This is a genomic window from Labrys wisconsinensis, assembly GCF_030814995.1.
Taxonomy (GTDB): domain Bacteria; phylum Pseudomonadota; class Alphaproteobacteria; order Rhizobiales; family Labraceae; genus Labrys; species Labrys wisconsinensis.
Genome location: NZ_JAUSVX010000001.1, coordinates 603,187 through 620,438, shown reverse-complemented (window position 1 = coordinate 620,438; position 17,252 = coordinate 603,187). Strand labels below are relative to the sequence as shown.

Here is a 17,252-nt window from a genome sequence, read left to right as displayed (position 1 = left end):
GGACACAGCCATCCCCACGACCGGTCCGCCGAGGCCCCGGTGTTCGCAGCGCCGGAGCACGACCATGCCCATTGTGCCGAGGCGACGCTCGCCCGGGCGGAGAAGCTGTGCGCCGCCAGCGGGGCGCGGCTGACGCCGATCCGCCGGCAGGTGCTGGAGGCGCTGGCCGCCACCCATGCGCCGATCGGCGCCTATGAGCTGATCGAGCGGCTGGAGGACGCCGAGGGCCGGCGCCCGGCGCCGATCACCGTCTACCGCGCCCTCGACTTCCTGCTCGAGCAGCGCCTGGCCCACCGCATCGAGAGCAAGAACGCCTTCATCGCCTGCGTCCACGACCATCAGGGCGGCGGCGTGGTGATGTTCCTGATCTGCGAGAGCTGCGGGGCGGTGGGCGAGGCGGTGTCGGACAGCGTCGGCACGGCGCTGGCCAAGGCCGCGACGGCGGCCGGCTTCCATCCCCGCGCCCAGGTGATCGAGATCGCCGGCGAATGCGCCCATTGCCGGGCGAAGCGGGCGGCATGAAGATCCGCCGCATCACGGCGACGCCGGTCAACCTGCCGCTGGAAGCACCCTATGTCTGGGTTTTCGGCGAGCTGCCGGGCTTTTCCGTCACCATCGTCGAGGTGGAGACCGAGGACGGGCTCGTCGGCCTCGGCGAAGCGCCCTCGCCCCAGGCGGCGGCGATCATCCGCGATCGGCTCGCTCCGGCCCTGATCGGCCGCGACGCCTTCGACATCGCCGGCGCGGAGCACGTCTGCCTGCCGTTCTGGCGGGGCGTGCAGAGCATCAACGACCAGGCCGGGATCACGGCCTTCGGCGCGATCGAGATGGCGCTGTGGGACTTGAGGGGCAAGGCCTGGAACCTGCCACTCTACCAGGTGCTCGGCGGAGCGGTGCGACGGGATATCCCGTTCACCGACTATTTCTCGTTGCGCGGCGACGGTCCCGGGGTGCGCGGCGAGCGGACGCCGGAAGCGGTCGCCGACTATTGCGTGGCGCTCCACGAGACCCACGGCACCACCTTCTTCGAAGGCAAGTTCTCCACCGCCGATCCCATGATCTCGCTGCGCATGCTGGAGCTGATCCGCGAGCGCCTGGGCGAAAAGGTGATGCTGCGCATCGATTCCAACCAGGCCTATTCGCTCGCCACGGCGCGGCGGCTGGTGCGCCCGCTGGAGGCGCTCGGCGTGCGCAACTGGGAAGACCCGGTGGCGACCGCCGACGAGATGGTCGAGCTCCGGCGCCACTGCTCGATCCCGTTCTCCACCCATGACGTCAACATCGCCCGGGCGATGGTGCGCAAGGTCCCCGACGCGATCTGCGGCAATCCCGCCGTGCTCGGCGGCATCGGCCGGCTGGTGCGCTTCGTCGGTGCCTGCGAGCATGCGGGCCTCGATTTCTGGTGCTACAGCGGCGACAGCGGCGTCGGCAGCGCCGCCTACCTGCATCTCAGTGCCGCCCTCGGCTGGATCCGCGAGCCGAACCAGTCGCTGTTTCGCATGCAGACGACCGACGTCATCGAGGAAGGGCCGTTCAGCCCGCGCAACAACACGGTCCGCGTGCCCGAAGGCCCCGGCCTCGGCGTCACCCTGTCACGCGAGCGGCTGGCCCGCTGCCATCGCGATTTCGTCGAGAACGGGCCGATGAACAAGTATCACGACCCCGCCGCGCCCGGCATCTATCGCCGCCTGCCGCTAGCTTGAGGCGATGATTATTTGCCGGCTGATTGACCGGCATCCGGTGCTCAGACGATGCCGGCGACCGCCTGGGGCGGGCCGGAGAGCACGGCCGCCAGCACGGTGAGGCCGCGCTCCAGCGCGGCGCGCGTCGAGGGCGCGCCGAGCGAGATGCGCACCGCCTTCGGGATCTCGGAGATGGCGAAGGCGTCGCTGCCGACCACGGAGAGCCCGGCGCGGCGCGCGTCGGCGCCGACGTCGCCGTGGCGCCAGCCGTCCGGCAGGGCGAGCCAGAGATGATGGCCCTCGGGGTGGGCGGCGAAGCTGAGGCCCTGCAGCACCTGCGCCGCGATCGCCTGGCGGGCGGCGCTCTCGCGCCGGATCGCGGCGGTGAGCGCGGCGAGCGTGCCGTCCTCGATCCAGCGGGTCGCGAGCCCCGCCATCAGCGGCGGCGCCATCAGGCTGGTCGCCCGCACATCGGCGGCGAGGCGCAGCGCCCCGGCGACATCCGGCGCCACGGCATAGGCGATACGCAGCGCCGGGGTGGCGCATTTCGACAGGGTGGCGATGTGCCAGGTCCGGTCCGGCGCCAGCGCGGCGAGCGCCGGCGGGGTCGCGAGCGGCAGCGCGCCATAGGCGTCGTCCTCGACGATGGCGAGGTCCCGGCGGCGGGCGAGCGCGGCGAGCTCCTCCCGGCGCCGGAGCGGCAGGGTCGCCGTGGTCGGGTTGTCGATGGTCGGCACGACATAGACGGCCCGCGCGCCGGTGCGGGCGCAGACCTCCTCCAGCGCCGCCGGGATCAGCCCGTGCTCGTCGAGCGCCACCCCGGCGAGGCGGAGGCCGCAGCGGGCCGCCGCCGCGCGCACGCCGGGATAGGCGACGGCGCCGGTCGCCAGCACCTCGCCCGGCGCCAGCGCCACCGACAGCACGGCGGCGAGGGCGGCCTGGGCGCCCGGCATCACCACCAGCCGGTCGACCGGCGGCCCGTCCAGGCGTTCGGCGAGGAAGCGGGCGCCGGCCGCCCGGTCGGCCGGCGCGCCGGCATTGTCCTGGTAGTGCATCGTGAGGAGGCCGGCGGGCGAGCCCAGCAGGGCGTCGAGACCGTCGCGGATCGCCTCGCGCAGGAATCCGTCGGCGGGCTGCGGCGGCATGTTCATGCTGAGGTCGACGACCGGCGGCGCCGCGAGGGACGGCTCGGCATAGCGCGGCGTGCCCGGCAGGCGCACGAAGCTGCCGCGCCGGGTGGTGCCCTCCACCAGCCCCTGGCGGCGGGCCTCGCCGAAGGCCCGGGTCACGGTGGTGAGGTCCACGTCCAGAGCCTCGGCCAGGGCGCGCTGCGGCGGAAGCTGGGCGCCCGGAGCCAGGCGGCCGGCGCGAATGTCCTCCGCCAAAGCCTGCGCGATGGCGAGATAGCGCGGGACGCCCGCGCGCAGGACCGGCATCCAGCTCAGAGGGGATTCTTTATCTTGCATTTGTATGCATACAATACTACATGAATGCGCAGGCGGGATCGCCGTTGCGACCTTGGAGAGCCAAGTCCAGGGCAACCTCAATGTAGGCTGATTTGTATGGATTTGCAATGCATACAAACGGTGGTCCGGTGGAAACGAGGCGAGGTGACGAGATGGAGATGCAGTCAGCAGCCGCGCAATCGATCATCGGGGTCGGGCTGCGCGGGGCCTGTCCGCGCTGCGGGCGCGGCAAGCTCTTCGACGGCTTCCTGAAGCTGGCGCCGCGCTGCGCGGCCTGCGGGCTCGATTATACCTTCGCCGACCCGGCGGACGGGCCGGCCTTCTTCGTGATGATGACCATGGCCTTTCCGGTCACCGGCTTCGGCATGTGGATCGAATTGACCTATGCGCCGCCCTTCTGGGTGCATCTGGTCACGACGCTGCCGTTCCTGCTCGCCGCCTGCATCCCGATCCTGCGTCCGTTCAAGGGCATCCTGGTGGCGAGCCAGTACATCAACAAGGCGGAGGAGGGGCGCTTCGCCGTGCCGAAGCCGCCGGAGGCAACGGACCGGCCGGTGGCGCCCAGCGGGGCCGCCGGGCTGTAATTCCGATTACGGAACTTGCCGATTGTTGCGGCGGCCGATCTTCGCGTAACCTGAGCCCCTCCCAGGAGGGGATGATGGACGAGATCGAGAAGATCGGCGTCTTTGCCGGGCCCCATCCCGGCCCGGCGACCCTGGCCGACCGCGTCGTGGCCGGCATGGCCTCGCTCAGCGATGCCGAGCGCCGGGCGGCGCGGGCGCTGCTGGCGCGCTACCCCACCACCGGCATGGAGACCGTCTCGCTGTTCGCCGAGCGCGCCAAGGTCAGCGCGCCGACCATCCTGCGCTTCGTCGCCAAGCTCGGCTTCGCCGGCTATGCCGAGTTCCGCCGCGCCCTGCGCGAGGAGATGGAGGCGCAGGCCGAGAATCCCCTGACCCGTCCCCATGTCGGCAGCCCGCCCTCCACCCTCTCGGCCTTCGGCCAGAGCCTGGCCGAGACGGTGCAGAGCTCGCTCGCCATGGCGAGCGAGGCCGACATCGAGCGCCTGGCCGACATCCTCGGCGATGCCCGGCGCCAGGTCTTCCTGCTCGGCGGCGACTTCACCGAGCCGGCCTCCCGCCATCTCGAGTTCCACCTGCGCAAAATGCGCGGCAAGGTGCGGGTGCTCTCCCAGGGGCTGCTGCGGCGGGCCGACGAGCTCGCCGAGATCCAGCGCCGCGACGTGGTCATCCTGTTCGACATCCGCCGCTACCAGGCCGACACCATCCGCACCGCCCAGGTGGCGAAGGAGCGCCGGGCGGTGGTCGCGCTGTTCACCGACCAGTGGATGTCGGACGCGGCCGAGATCGCCGACATCGTGCTCCGGGCCCGCGTCAACGTGCCCTCGCCCTGGGACAGCCTGATCGGCATCGTCGCGCTGGTCGAGGCGCTGGCGCTCGCCCTCGACGCCCGGCAATGGGCGGTGGCCCGGGCGCGCTTCGAGACCATCGAGGCGGTCCGCGCCAGGCTGCTGGGCTGAGCTGCCCCGGCGAGAGGCATGTTGCTGAAAATTACAACATCGCCGTCACAATCCTCGTCTTGTAAATTTTTCGTCAGCTGTGCTAGCGTCCCCGTCGGCCGATGCGGGCGGTGGGCGGTGGCTGGCCGCCGAATCCTTCGGCCCAACAGCCTCGGGCTGCCGTTCCGGCAGGACCGCGAGGCGCCTGCACACTGTCCGGCGGCGGGACCTCCCGCCCCGGACCCTGCTTCGATCCATTCCCGGGGGGTGCATGGTCATCGAGCGCGAAAGCATCGTCACCGTGTGCTGCAGCGACATTGCCGGCCAGGTGCGCGGCAAGGGCTTTCCCTTGCGCGACCTGGAGAGCCGGCGCCGCTTCGGCGTCGGCTGGACGCCGACCAACATCATGATCAACTGCTTCGGGCGCATCCCGGCGACGCCGTTCGGGCCGCGCGGCGACCTGATGCTGGTGCCGAGCCCGGACGGCGACATCACGCTCGACTATGCCGACGGCACGCCGGTCGAGCACGTCGTGCTCGGCGACATCCTGACCATGGCCGGCGAGCCCTGGGACTGCTGCCCGCGCGCCTTCCTCAAGCGCGCCCTGGCAGCCCTCGAGGCCGAGGCGGGGCTCAGCCTCGTCGCCAGCTTCGAGCACGAGTTCTGGATCGACGGCATCGAGGAGCGGGCCGCCGATGCCTATGCCGCCAACAAGCTGCGCGGCCTGGAGCCCTTCATCGGCGACTTCATCGGCGCCCTGCGCGCCAACGGCCTCTCGCCCGACACGTTCCTGCCGGAATACGGGCCGCGCCAGTTCGAGGTCACGGTCGACCCCGCACCCGGCCTGACTGCGGCCGACCAGGCGGTGAAGCTGCGCGAGATCGCCCGCTCGACCGCCCGCCGCCACAACCACCAGATCAGCTTCTCGCCGATGGTGACGCGCGGCGTCGCCGGCAACGGCGTGCACATCCATTTCAGCCTGACCGACCGCGCCGGCGAGCCGGTGTGCCATCAGGCGGGGGAGCCGGGCGGCCTCAGCCCGGTCGCGGCCTCCTTCGCCGCCGGCATCCTCGACCATGCCCGGGCGCTGTGCGCCGTCACCGCGCCGAGCGTCGTCTCCTACGAACGGCTGAAGCCGCATTCCTGGTCGGCCTACTACGCCAATCTCGCCGACCGCGACCGCGAGGCGCTGCTGCGCATCTGCCCGTTCCCGGAGACCGGCGATGTCGACGTCGCCCGGCGCTACAATCTGGAATATCGCGGCGCCGACGCAGCCGCGAGCCCCTATCTCCAGCTCGGCATGCTGGTCTTCGCCGGCCTCGACGGGATCCGGCGCCGGCTGCCGCGGCCGGTCCTGACATCGGGCGATCCCGGCGCGCTCTCGCCGCAGGAGCGCGCCGCCCGCGGCATCGGCGACCTGCCGCGCCGCCTGGACGAGGCGCTCGACGCGCTCGAGGCCGACGCGGCGGCCATGGGCTGGCTCGGGCCGGTGCTGGGCGAGGCCTATCTCATGCACAAGCGCGGCGAGGTGGCCATGACGACCGGCATCGAGATCGACGAACTCTGCCGCCTCTATGCCAGGGCCTATTGAGATGAGCGGCCCCGGTCCCCTGCTCGGTCCCGACGACCCGGCCCCGGTGGACGTGCGCAACGGCGAGGCCGTTTCGCCGTTCCTGATGATCTGCGACCATGCCGGCAATGCGGTGCCGGCGGCGCTCGGCAGCCTCGGCCTGGCGCAGGCCGAGCTCGACCGGCATATCGGCATCGACATCGGCATTCTCGGCGTCAGCGTGCGCCTCTCCGACCGGCTCGGCGTGCCGCTGGTCTTCCAGCGCTATTCGCGCCTGGTGGTCGAGTGCAACCGCCGGCACGATGCGCCCGACCTGATCGCCCCGGTCTCCGACGGCACGCCGGTGCCCGGCAATGCCGGCATCGACGCGGCCGAGCGCGAGCGCCGGCTCGCCGAGATCGTCGCGCCCTACCATCGCGAGATCGTGGCCCGGCTCGACGCCCGCGCGGCGGCGGGACTGCCGACCGTGCTGGTCTCGATGCACAGCTTCACGCCCTCGCTGCGGGCGCAGCCCTTCCAGCGGCCCTGGCACGTCGGCCTGTGCTACGGCGCCGACGACCGTTTCAGCCGGCCGGTGCTCGCCGCGCTCGAAGCCGAGCCCGGCCTGGTGATCGGCCGCAACGAGCCCTACGGCGTCGACATGGCGACGAGCTATTCGATCCCCGTGCATGGCGAGGAGCGCGGCCTGCCCTATGTCGAGTTCGAGATCCGTCAGGACCTGATCGGCGAGGCGGCGGGCCAGGCCCTCTGGGCGGAGCGGCTCGAGCGCGTGCTGCGGCGGGCCCATGCCGCCTTCGCGGGAGGCTGAGATGGCCGCAACCCCCTCGCGGGACGCCCCGCTCGACCCGGCCCGGACGGCGATCCTGGTGATCGACACCCAGGACGGCATCTTCCATGCCGGAGCCGCCGCGGCGCGGCCCTATTTCTTCCGCACGGCGCGCGACATCGCCATCCCCAACATCGCCCGGCTGATCGCGGCCGGCCGCGCCGCCGGCGCCGAGATCGTCTACACCGTGATCGCCAGCCTGACGCGCGACGGCCGCGACCGCAGCCTCGACTACAAGCAGACCAACTTCCATTTCGCGCCGGGCAGCCCGGAGACGCGGGTGATCGAGGCGCTGCGGCCGGGCGAGGACGAGATCGTGCTGCCCAAGACCTCGTCGAGCCTCTTCAACTCGACGAATTTCGACTATCTCATGCGCAATATCGGCCTCGACACCCTCGTGGTGACGGGCTTCCTCACCGACCAGTGCATCGACCACACCGTGCGCGACGGCGCCGACCGGGGCTTTCGCATGGTCTGCCCGGTCGATGCCTGCACCACCGACAGCGAGGTCCGGCACCAGCAGGCGCTGGCCGCCTTCCGCGGCTATTGCCGCCAGGCGAGCACCGCGGCCCTGCTCGCCGAGCTGGAGGTGGCGACGTGAGCAGCGCTGCGGACGCGCCAGGGCCGGTCGTGCTGCGCACCGCCGGCCTCACCAAGTCCTTCCGCGGGCTGGTGGCCCTGCGCGAGCACGCGATCGAGCTCAGGGAGGGCGAGATCCTGGGGGTGATCGGCCCGAACGGCTCGGGCAAGAGCACGTTCTTCAACCTGATCACCGGCTTCTCCCGGCCCGATTCCGGCGCGATCGAGTTCAGGGGGCGCTCGATCGTCGGCGTCGGCACGGCGCGGATCGTCGGGCTCGGCATCGCCCGCACCTTCCAGGGCTCGCGCCTGTTCGGCTCGCTCTCCGTCGCCGAGAACATCCTGGCGGCGGCGCAGCTGCGCCATCCCGTCGGCCCCGTCGCCGCCGTGCTGCGCGGCCCGCGCTATCGCGCCCATGCGCGCGAGGCCGAGACCATCGCCGCGCGCCTGCTCAACCTGATGGGGCTCGCGAGCCAGGCCGACCGGCCGGCGGTGGACCTGCCCTATGGCGACCAGCGGCGGCTGGAGATCGCCCGGGCGCTCGCCACCGAGCCGACCCTGCTGCTGCTCGATGAGCCGGCGGCCGGGCTCAATTCCGGCGAGACCCGGGCGCTGACCGCCCTGATCCGCCGCATCCGCGACCTCCACGGCGTCACCGTGGTGGTGGTCGAGCACGACATGGACCTGATCATGAATCTGTGCGAGCGCATCCAGGTGCTCGCCACGGGGGAGGTGATCTGCGTCGGCTCGCCCGAGGCGGTGCGCAGCCATCCGCGGGTGCGGGAGGCCTATCTCGGCCATGCCTGACGCCGCCCCCCTTCTGCGCCTCGACCGCCTCGCCGTCAGCTTCGGCGCCGTGCGCGCCTTGAAGGAGGTGACGCTGGAGGTGCGCGCCGGCGAGGTGGTGGCGCTGGTCGGCGCCAACGGCGCCGGCAAGAGCACGACGCTGCGCACCATTTCCGGCCTGTCGCGGCCGAAATCCGGCACCATCGCCCTCGACGGCGTCCCGATCGCCGGCCTGAAGCCCTCGGAGATCGTCAGGCGCGGCATCGCCCACGCCATGGAGGGGCGGCGCCTGTTCGGCGGCCTCACCGTCGCCGAGAACCTGCGGCTCGGCGCCTGCACGCGGGCCGACAGGGACGGCGTCGCCCGCGACGTCGAGCGCATGTTCGCCCTGTTCCCGATCCTGAAGGAGCGCTGGCGCCAGCTCGCCGGCACCATGTCCGGCGGCGAGCAGCAGCAGCTGGCGCTCGCCCGAGCGCTGATGGCCGCGCCCCGGCTGCTGCTCCTGGACGAGCCCTCGCTCGGCGTCGCGCCCCTGCTGGTTCGCCATATCTTCGCGGCGCTGGCCGAGCTCAAGCGCCAGGGCATGACCATGCTCCTGGTCGAGCAGAACATCGCGCTGGCGCTGGACCTCGCCGACCGGGCCTATGTGCTGCGCACCGGCACGGTGGCGCTGTCGGGGCCGGCCGCCGAGCTGCGGGCGGACGACCGCATCGCCCAGGCCTATCTGGGGGCGGCATGACCAGCTTCGACTATATCCTGCAGCAGGTCATCAACGCGGTCAGCCTCGGCAGCCTCTACGCCCTGGTGGCGGTGGGCCTGTCCATCGTGTTCGGCGTGCTGCGCCTCACCAATTTCGCCCATGGCGACGTGATGATGGTCGGCGCCTTCACCACGGTGGTGCTCAACGGCCTCGGCCTGCCTTTCGTCCCCGCGCTCGTCTGCGGCGTCGCCGGGGCGGCGTTCGCCGGCTTCCTGATCGAGCGCATCGCCTACCGGCCGATCCGCAGCGCGCCGGACGTGACGCGGCTGCTCACCAGCCTCGCCGTCACCTATATCCTGGAGAATCTCGGCATCCTCCTGTTCACCTCCTCGCCCCGCAACTTCCCGCTGCCGGACGTGCTCAACGGCGCCTGGCAGCTCGCCGGCGGGGCGATCACCTTCACCAGCATCAACATCCTCACCATCGCGCTGACGCTCGTGTCGCTGGTGCTGCTCGGCTGGTTCATCACCCGCACCACGGTCGGGCTCGGCATGCGGGCGGCGGCCGAGGACATGGCGGCGGCCCAGCTCGTCGGGCTCGACGTCAACCGCCTGGTGATCATCGCCTTCCTCGTCGCCTCCGCCTATGCCGGGCTCGCCGGCGTGCTCTGGGCGGCGCAGGCCGGCGTCGTCCAGCCGCAGATGGGCTTCACGCCGCTGCTCAAGGCCTTCGTCGCCGCCATCATCGGCGGCTTCGGCTCGATCGCCGGGGCGCTGGTCGGCGGCTACATGCTCGGCGCGCTGGAGATCTTCATCGTCGCCTTCATGCCGGATTCGGTCACCCCGTACCGCGACGCCATCGTCTTCGCCCTGCTCATCGCCTTCCTGCTGTTCCGCCCGGGCGGGCTCCTCAAACCCAACCGGGAGATCAAGCTGTGAGCCGGCCGGCGCGCATCCCCGTCACGGTGGCGGCGGCGCTCCTCCTCGCGGCGGTGGTGGCCTTCGGCGCCCCGCACGTGATGGGCGATTATTACGTGCGCATCCTCCTCCTGATGGGCCTCAACGCCATCCTGGTGCTGTCGCTGTCGCTCAGCAACGGCTTCACCGGCGTGTTCTCGCTCGGCCATGTCGGCTTCATCGGCGCCGGCGCCTATCTCTCCGGCATCCTGTCGCTGACGGTGCAGCAGAAGGCCTCACTGCTGCCGCACCTGCCGGCGGCGCTCAACTGGTTCAGCCTGCCCTTCCTGCCGGCGACCCTCGCCGCCGGCCTGTTCACCGGGCTGCTGGCCGTGGTCGTCGGCTATCCCCTGATGCGGCTCTCCGGCTATTTCGTCTCGGTGGCGACGATGGGCTTCCTGATCATCGTCAACGTGGTGCTGATCAACGCCTCGGACTTCACCCGCGGCGCCCGCACCTTCACCGGCGTGCCGCTGGAGACGAGCCTGCCCTGGGTGCTCGGCTGGCTGGCGGTGACGCTGATCGTGCTGGCGCGGCTGATCTATTCGCCCTTCGGGCGGGCGTTGAAGGCGGTGCGCGACGACACGATCGCGGCGAGTGCGGTCGGCATCGACGTGCTCAGGGCCCGGCTGATCGCCTTTTCGATCGGCGCCTTCTTCGCCGGGGTCGGCGGCTCGCTCTATGCCCATTATCTCGGCTCGTTCTCGCCGGTCACCTTCTACTTCGCCATGACCATGAACCTGATCGCCATGCTGGTGCTGGGCGGCATGGGCTCGCTCTCCGGCGCCCTGGTCGGGGTCATCGGCGTCACCATCCTCTCCGAGCTGCTGCGCTCGGTGGAGCGGGGCTTTTCCATCGGCGACCTCAAGGTCCCCGCACTGTTCGGGGCCAGCCAGATCGTCCTCGGCTTCCTGTTCATCCTGATCATGATCTTCCGGCCGAAGGGGATCATGGGCGAGCGCGAATTCACCTTCGGGCTCACCAGACAATCGGCACCAAACCGTCAGACAGAAGGACAAGACCCATGATCAGCTTGACCCGACGCGGCGCTGTCCGCCTCGGTCTTTGCGCGGCCGTCGCCTTCGGCGCGGTCGGGACCGCTTTCGCCGCCGACCCGATCAAGATCGGCTATCCCGCCAACGTCACCGGCGTCCAGGCCTCGCTCGACGGGCCGATGCTCAACGGCGCCAAGCTCGCGGCCGCGGAGATCAACGCCGCCGGCGGCGTGCTGGGCCGGCCGATCGAGCTGGTGGTCTATGATTCCAAGAGCGACGCCACCGTGATCTCGACCGTGGCGAGCCAGCTGATCGACAGCGACAAGGTGGTCGGCATCGTCGGCTTCGCCGATTCCGACAGCGTGCTGGCGATCGGCCCGCAGGTGCAGAAGGCGCAGATCCCCTTCATCACGCCCGGCGCCACCTCGCCCAAGCTGCCGAGCCAGCTCGGCAACGAGGTGTTCCTCGCCTGCTTCGGCGACAACGTCCAGGCGGCGGTCGGCGCCGAGTTCGCGCTGAAGACCCTCAACGCCAAGACCGCCTATCTCCTCACCGACATCGGCACCGAATACACCACCCTGCTCTCCGACTATTTCGTCCAGGCCTATGAGCACGGCGGCGGCAAGATCATCGGCAAGGATAGCTACAAGATCGGCGACAAGACCTTCACCGCCCAGATCGCCAAGATCAAGGCGCTGCCGGAGAAGCCGGGCTTCATCTATGCCGCGGCCAATGCCGAGGAGATCGGCCTGATCCTCAAGCAGCTGCGCCAGGCCGGCATCGACCTGCCGGTGGTCGGCGGCGACGGCTACGACACCCCGCTCCTGCTGCAGGTCGGCGGCGAGGCGGCGAACGGGACCTATTTCACCACCCACGCCTATATCGGCGAGGGCGCCAGCCCCAAGGTGCAGGCCTTCATGGACGCCTACAAGAAGGCGACCGGCAGCGAGCCGGAGAACGCCTTCGCGGCGCTCGGCTATGACGCGGTCAAGCTGATGGCGGATGCGATCAAGCGCGCCGGCGAGCCCGATCCCGCCAAGATCCGCGACGCGCTCGCCGCCACGTCGGGCCTGCCCGGCGTCACCGGCACGATTTCCTACCGCCCCGGCGTCGCGGTGCCGGACAAGTCGGTGTCGGTGATCGGCGTCAAGGACGGCAAGCTGATGCTCGCCAGCGAGGCGGCGCCCTCCTTCGTGGCGGAGCCCTGAGCCATGGCCGACGGCACGCTCTGGAGCCTGTTCGACCAGGCGCTCGCCGGCGCGACCTTCACGGACCTGACCCATCCCTTCCAGCCGGGACAGCCGCATTTCGCGGCTTTCCCGGACGAGGAGCGGAGCATGGTGTTCGACTTCGCCAAGGGGGACGCCTTCCAGGTGCACCGCTACGGCTTCGTCGGCCAGTGGGGGACGCATGTCGATCCGCCCGTGCACTTCATCAAGGGCGGGCGGACGCTGGACGCGATTCCCGTCGCCGAGATGCTGCTGCCGCTGGTGGTGCTCGACATCACCGCCAAGGTGGCGGCCAGCGCAGACGCCGTGCCGGAGCTCGCCGATGTCGAGGCCTGGGAGGCGCGGCACGGGCGCATCCCGGACCGATCCTTCGTGGCGCTGCGCACCGGCTGGGCCGCGCGCTGGCCCGACCCCGAACGCTTCGCCAACCGCTCGGCCGACGGGATCTCGCACACGCCCGGCTGGTCGCGGGCGGTGCTGACGCTGCTGTTCGAGCAGCGCGGCATCACCGCCGTCGGCCACGAGCAGATCGACACCGATCCCGGCATCGCCGTCTCGGCCGGCGACTACGGCCTGGAGCACTATGTGCTGTCGATCGACCGCTGGCAGATCGAGCTCCTCGCCAATCTCGACAAGGTGCCGGAGGCGGGCGCCCTGATCATGGCGACCTGGCCGAAGGCCAAGGACGGCTCGGGCTTTCCCGCGCGGGCGGTGGCGATCCACAGCTGAAGAGGGAACGGGTGGGTGGCGAGGCGAACGGCTGCTTCGTTGTGACGACAGTGAGAAGGATTTCGTCGGTTCCCCGATCGCACCCGGCGATGTTCGCGTGGATGGGCGGGTCAAGCCCGCCCATGACGGTTGAGGATGGCGCGGCCGCCGCCGTCCTTGCCGCAACCGTTCCGTCATGGCCGGGCTTGACCCCATAGGCGCTAAGATAAGGCCTGCCGGGAGGCAAATATCGCGCTGTGCGTGACGCGTCTTTGTAAGATTTGCGCGACGCCTGTGCCTTCCCTCCCCCTTGTGGGGAGGGATAAAGGGTGGGGGTCGTAGACATCGGTCTCGACATATCATGATGGACCCCCACCCCTAACCCCTCCCCACAAGGGGGAGGGGATTGATCGACGTCGCGCCCAACTGGCCACCACCTTCTTATCTTAACGCCTACGGGGCTTGACCCGGCCATCCACGCGAACACGTGGAGCTGCAGAGGGGGCGCGACGGCTCAGCTCCAGTCCGCACCACCACCGCCGGGCTGACGATCGCGAATCCGCTCGAGGCAATGGCTGGGCTGGTGCGCCTTGTGCTCACCATTGGGGGAGCGCTGCCGCCGTCCGTATTCTTTGCGAGGGCACGACGGGCCGCTATATCCTGGCGCCGAAGCAGGTCGGGCGTGGAGCTGGAATGACCGCGACACTTCAGCAGCCGGCCGACCAGTCGGCCGAAGCCAATGCCGTCGCCGCGGACCTGATCGCGGTGCTCGCGGCGGTCAGCGCCGAGGCGCCGCGGGTGATGACGATCGGGGAGGGCGGCGCGCTGCCCTCCGGGCCGCTCGAGCCCGGGCACCGCTCGCTGCAGGCGGGCCTCAGGGCCTGGGTGGAGCGCCAGACCGGTCATCCCCTCGGCCATGTCGAGCAGCTCTACACCTTCGCCGATCGCGACCGCATGGAGGATGCCGGCGGCCGGCGCGTCATCTCGGTCAGCTATCTCGGCCTCGCCCGTGAGCTTCCCGGCCAGGGCTCGGGCTGGCGCGACTGGTACGAATATTTTCCCTGGGAGGACCATCGCGTCGGGCCGCCCTCCCTCATCGCCGACCGCATCGCCCCGCGCCTTGCCGCCTGGGCCGAGGCGGCCGGGGATGCCGCGACGCGCGAGGCGCGGCGCCGGCGCGCCGCCATCACCTTCGGCCTCGACGGCGACGCCTGGAACGAGGAGCTGGTGCTGCAGCGCTATGAGCTGATGTACGAGGCCGAGCTGGTGCCCGAAGCGCTGCGGCGCCATCCCGAGCGTCCGCCGGCCTCGCTGCCGGGGCGGCCCATGGCGGTCGACCACCGCCGCATCCTCGCCACCGGCATCGCCCGGCTCAGGGCCAAGATCAAGTACCGCCCGGTGGTGTTCGAGCTGATGCCGCCGGCCTTCTCCCTGCTGCAGCTGCAGCGCTGCGTCGAGGCGCTCGCCGGCCGCCTGGTGCACAAGCAGAATTTCCGGCGCCTGATCGAGCAGCAGGAGCTGGTCGAGGAGACCGGCGAGACCCTGGCCGACACCGGCGGGCGCCCGGCCAAGCTGTTCCGCTTCCGTCACGCCGTCCTGGCCGAGCGCGCCGTCGCCGGCACCAAGCTGCCGCTGTCGCGGGCTTGACAAAGCTTATGCTCAGGATCAGCATATGCCGTAGTTATGCTCAGAGAGAGTATAAATTATGGCTGCACTATCCGAAGCCCTGGCGCGCACGGCGCCGCTCTACGACCGGGTCAGCCGGGTCATCCCGGCGCTGGAATGGCCGGTCTTCGCCGGCGACGTCGATGCCATCCTCACGCTGAAGCGCGAGCGCAACGCCGTCATCCTGGCCCACAATTACCAGACGCCCGAGATCTTCCACTGCGTCGCCGATCTCGTCGGCGACAGCCTGGCTCTCGCCCGCATGGCGACGCAGACCGACGCGGACATCATCGTGCTGGCGGGCGTGCACTTCATGGCCGAGACCGCCAAGCTGCTCAATCCGTCCAAGACGGTGCTGATCCCGGACCTCGGCGCCGGCTGCTCCCTGGCCGAGTCGATCACCCCGGCTGATGTCCGCCTGATCCGGGCGCGCCATCCCGGCGTGCCTGTTGTCACCTATGTCAACACCTCGGCGGCGGTGAAGGCGGAATCCGACATCTGCTGCACCTCGGGCAATGCCCGCGCCGTGGTGGAGTCGCTCGGCGTCGACCGGGTGATCATGATCCCCGACGAATATCTCGCCCGCAACGTCGCCGCCGAAACCAGGGTCGAGATCATCGCCTGGAAGGGCCATTGCGAGGTGCACGAGCGCTTCTCGGCCGACGAGGTGCGCCAGCTGCGCGAGGACCATCCCGGCATCACCGTCCTCGCCCATCCCGAATGCCCGCCCGACGTGGTGGCGGCGGCCGACTTCGCCGGCTCGACCGCGGTCATGTCGGACTATGTCCGCCTGAGGCAGCCGGCGCGCGTGGTGCTGCTGACGGAATGCTCGATGAGCGACAATGTCGCCGTGCAGCACCCCGGCGTCGAGTTCATCCGCCCCTGCAATCTCTGCCCGCACATGAAGCGGATCACGCTGAAGAACATCCGGCAGGCGCTGGAGGAGAACCGGCACGAGGTCACGATCGACCCGGTGGTGGCGGCACCCGCGCGGCGGGCGGTCGAGAGGATGCTGGCGCTATGACACGGCTCCTTTCCGCTTCCGAGCTTTCGGGGAGGCCGGTCATCGTCGGCGGCGGCCTCGCCGGCCTGATGACGGCGCTGCGGCTCGCGCCCGAGCCGGTGGTGGTCCTCGCCAAGGCGCCGCTCGGCGCGGAGGCCTCCAGCGCCTGGGCCCAGGGCGGCCTCGCCGCCAGTCTCGGGCCGGACGACGATCCCGGCCTGCACCTCGCCGACACGCTGGCGGCCGGCGACGGCCTGTGCGACGCGGAGGTCGCCGGGCGGATCGTGCGGGCCGCGCCCGCGGCGATCGAGGCCCTGGCGCGGCTCGGCGCCGCCTTCGACCGCGACGACGACGGGCGCTTGCGCCTCGGCCTGGAGGCGGCGCACAGCCGCCACCGCATCGTCCATGCCGCCGGCGACGGCACCGGGCGCGAGGTGATGCGCGCCCTCGCCGCCGCGGTGCGTCGCACGCCGTCGATCCTTGTGCTCGAAGGCCTCGAGGCGCGGCGGCTGCTCCTGAAGGATGGCGCCATTGCCGGCGTCGCGGCGGCCGGGCCGGCCGGCGCCCTCGCCCTCGCCACCCGCCGCGTCGTGCTCGCCACCGGCGGCGTCGGCGGCCTGTTCCAGGACAGCACCAATCCGGCCGGCAGCTTCGGCCAGGGCCTGGCGCTCGCCGCCCGGGCCGGCGCCGTGCTCGCCGACCTCGAATTCGTGCAGTTCCACCCCACCGCCCTCGACGGGCCGGCGCGGCCGATGGCGCTGGTCAGCGAGGCGGTGCGCGGCGAAGGCGCGGTGCTGGTGGACGAGACCGGGCGGCGCTTCCTCGCCGACATGCCGGGCGCCGAGCTCGCCACGCGCGATGCGGTGGCGCGCGGCGTCTGGCGGCACCTCGCCGCCGGGCATCGGGTGTTCCTCGATGCGCGGCAGCGGCCGGGCGCGGATTTTGCGGAGCGCTTTCCCGCCATATCCGTGCTCTGCCGCGCCGCCGGCTTCGATCCGGCGACGCAGCCGGTGCCGATCCGGCCGGCGGCGCACTACCACATGGGCGGCGTGGCGGTGGACGACGAGGGGCGCAGCTCGGTCGCGGGGCTCTGGGCCTGCGGCGAGGTCGCCTGCACCGGCCTGCACGGCGCCAACCGGCTGGCCAGCAATTCGCTGATCGAGGCGGCGGTCTCGGCCGGCTGGGTCGCGGACAGCGTCGCCGGCACGGCGGCCGGAGGCGCGGCGCCGCTCGCCCCGCCGGCTCCGCCACCGGCCCCGGATCCGGCCGCCGTCCGGCCGACCCTGTCGCGCCATCTCGGCGTGCTGCGCGAGGCGGCCGGGCTGGAGGCGGCCTTGGCGACGCTGCTGCCGCTCGCTGCCGGGGACGGCCCGGCCGGCGACCCGGCCGCGGTCGGGCTGATGATCGCCGTCGCCGCGCTGCGCCGCACGGAGAGCCGCGGCGCGCATCACCGCACCGATTTCCCCTGCCGCGCCGCCGAGCCGCGCCGCATCCGCCTGCGCCTCGACGAGGCCCTGGCCGCGGCCCGCGTATTCGACCGGCCGCAGCCTCTCGCCAGAAGCGCTTGA

Annotated in this window: 17 protein-coding genes; 16 read left to right on the top strand and 1 reads right to left on the bottom strand. The window is 71.3% G+C overall.

Translation table 11 applies throughout. The features are described from left to right. Window positions 1-39 precede the first annotated feature (39 nt). Both QO011_RS02790 and QO011_RS02785 read left to right on the top strand, forming a co-directional pair. Complete coding sequence (locus QO011_RS02790; protein WP_370881888.1) at window positions 40-522, top strand: transcriptional repressor; 483 nt, start codon at window positions 40-42, stop codon at window positions 520-522. Further along, window positions 519-1,703, top strand: coding sequence for a mandelate racemase/muconate lactonizing enzyme family protein (locus tag QO011_RS02785; protein WP_307267343.1), 1,185 nt, complete (start codon window positions 519-521; stop codon window positions 1,701-1,703). The genes QO011_RS02790 and QO011_RS02785 overlap by 4 nt, the downstream gene beginning before the upstream one ends. 41 nt (window positions 1,704-1,744) lie before the next feature. Here QO011_RS02785 and QO011_RS02780 read toward each other — a convergent pair whose 3' ends face one another. Further along, on the bottom strand, window positions 1,745-3,118 hold the full coding sequence (locus QO011_RS02780; RefSeq protein ID WP_307267340.1) for an aminotransferase-like domain-containing protein: 1,374 nt from the start codon (window positions 3,116-3,118) through the stop codon (window positions 1,745-1,747). 182 nt (window positions 3,119-3,300) lie between these two features. Between QO011_RS02780 and QO011_RS02775 the strand changes: the two genes are divergently transcribed. The 14 genes from QO011_RS02775 (at window position 3,301) to QO011_RS02710 (ending at window position 17,252) form a co-directional block, all read left to right on the top strand. Next, a complete protein-coding gene (locus QO011_RS02775) occupies window positions 3,301-3,732 on the top strand; it encodes a DUF983 domain-containing protein (RefSeq protein ID WP_307267337.1) in 432 nt (143 codons plus the stop codon). Window positions 3,733-3,806: 74 nt separating this feature from the next. Continuing rightward, the gene (locus QO011_RS02770) at window positions 3,807-4,688 is read left to right on the top strand and encodes a MurR/RpiR family transcriptional regulator (RefSeq protein ID WP_307267335.1); all 882 of its coding nucleotides are present in this window, start codon (window positions 3,807-3,809) and stop codon (window positions 4,686-4,688) included. Window positions 4,689-4,938: 250 nt separating this feature from the next. Further along, window positions 4,939-6,258 carry a type I glutamate--ammonia ligase gene (locus tag QO011_RS02765; protein ID WP_307267332.1) on the top strand — a complete coding sequence of 440 codons (1,320 nt, stop codon included), beginning with the start codon at window positions 4,939-4,941 and terminating at the stop codon, window positions 6,256-6,258. A gap of 1 nt (window position 6,259) precedes the next feature. Continuing rightward, on the top strand, window positions 6,260-7,045 hold the full coding sequence (locus QO011_RS02760) for an N-formylglutamate amidohydrolase (RefSeq protein WP_307267329.1): 786 nt from the start codon (window positions 6,260-6,262) through the stop codon (window positions 7,043-7,045). Window position 7,046: 1 nt separating this feature from the next. Continuing rightward, window positions 7,047-7,664 carry a cysteine hydrolase family protein gene (locus QO011_RS02755; RefSeq protein WP_307267326.1) on the top strand — a complete coding sequence of 206 codons (618 nt, stop codon included), beginning with the start codon at window positions 7,047-7,049 and terminating at the stop codon, window positions 7,662-7,664. After that, window positions 7,661-8,449, top strand: a complete 789-nt coding sequence (locus QO011_RS02750; protein WP_307267323.1) for an ABC transporter ATP-binding protein — start codon at window positions 7,661-7,663, stop codon at window positions 8,447-8,449. The genes QO011_RS02755 and QO011_RS02750 overlap by 4 nt, the downstream gene beginning before the upstream one ends. Then, window positions 8,442-9,167, top strand: coding sequence for an ABC transporter ATP-binding protein (locus QO011_RS02745; RefSeq protein ID WP_307267319.1), 726 nt, complete (start codon window positions 8,442-8,444; stop codon window positions 9,165-9,167). The genes QO011_RS02750 and QO011_RS02745 overlap by 8 nt, the downstream gene beginning before the upstream one ends. Next, the gene (locus QO011_RS02740; protein WP_307267316.1) at window positions 9,164-10,066 is read left to right on the top strand and encodes a branched-chain amino acid ABC transporter permease; all 903 of its coding nucleotides are present in this window, start codon (window positions 9,164-9,166) and stop codon (window positions 10,064-10,066) included. The genes QO011_RS02745 and QO011_RS02740 overlap by 4 nt, the downstream gene beginning before the upstream one ends. Continuing rightward, on the top strand, window positions 10,063-11,112 hold the full coding sequence (locus QO011_RS02735; protein WP_307267314.1) for a branched-chain amino acid ABC transporter permease: 1,050 nt from the start codon (window positions 10,063-10,065) through the stop codon (window positions 11,110-11,112). Before QO011_RS02740 ends, QO011_RS02735 begins: the two co-directional genes overlap by 4 nt. Continuing rightward, complete coding sequence (locus QO011_RS02730; protein WP_307267312.1) at window positions 11,109-12,287, top strand: ABC transporter substrate-binding protein; 1,179 nt, start codon at window positions 11,109-11,111, stop codon at window positions 12,285-12,287. The genes QO011_RS02735 and QO011_RS02730 overlap by 4 nt, the downstream gene beginning before the upstream one ends. Before the next feature lie 3 nt (window positions 12,288-12,290). Then, window positions 12,291-13,037, top strand: a complete 747-nt coding sequence (locus QO011_RS02725) for a cyclase family protein (protein ID WP_307267309.1) — start codon at window positions 12,291-12,293, stop codon at window positions 13,035-13,037. Between the two features lie 672 nt (window positions 13,038-13,709). After that, the gene (locus tag QO011_RS02720) at window positions 13,710-14,663 is read left to right on the top strand and encodes an NUDIX hydrolase (RefSeq protein WP_307267306.1); all 954 of its coding nucleotides are present in this window, start codon (window positions 13,710-13,712) and stop codon (window positions 14,661-14,663) included. Window positions 14,664-14,721: 58 nt separating this feature from the next. Beyond that, window positions 14,722-15,705, top strand: coding sequence for a quinolinate synthase NadA (gene nadA, locus QO011_RS02715; RefSeq protein ID WP_307267303.1), 984 nt, complete (start codon window positions 14,722-14,724; stop codon window positions 15,703-15,705). Further along, window positions 15,702-17,252, top strand: a complete 1,551-nt coding sequence (locus tag QO011_RS02710; protein ID WP_307267301.1) for an L-aspartate oxidase — start codon at window positions 15,702-15,704, stop codon at window positions 17,250-17,252. Before nadA ends, QO011_RS02710 begins: the two co-directional genes overlap by 4 nt.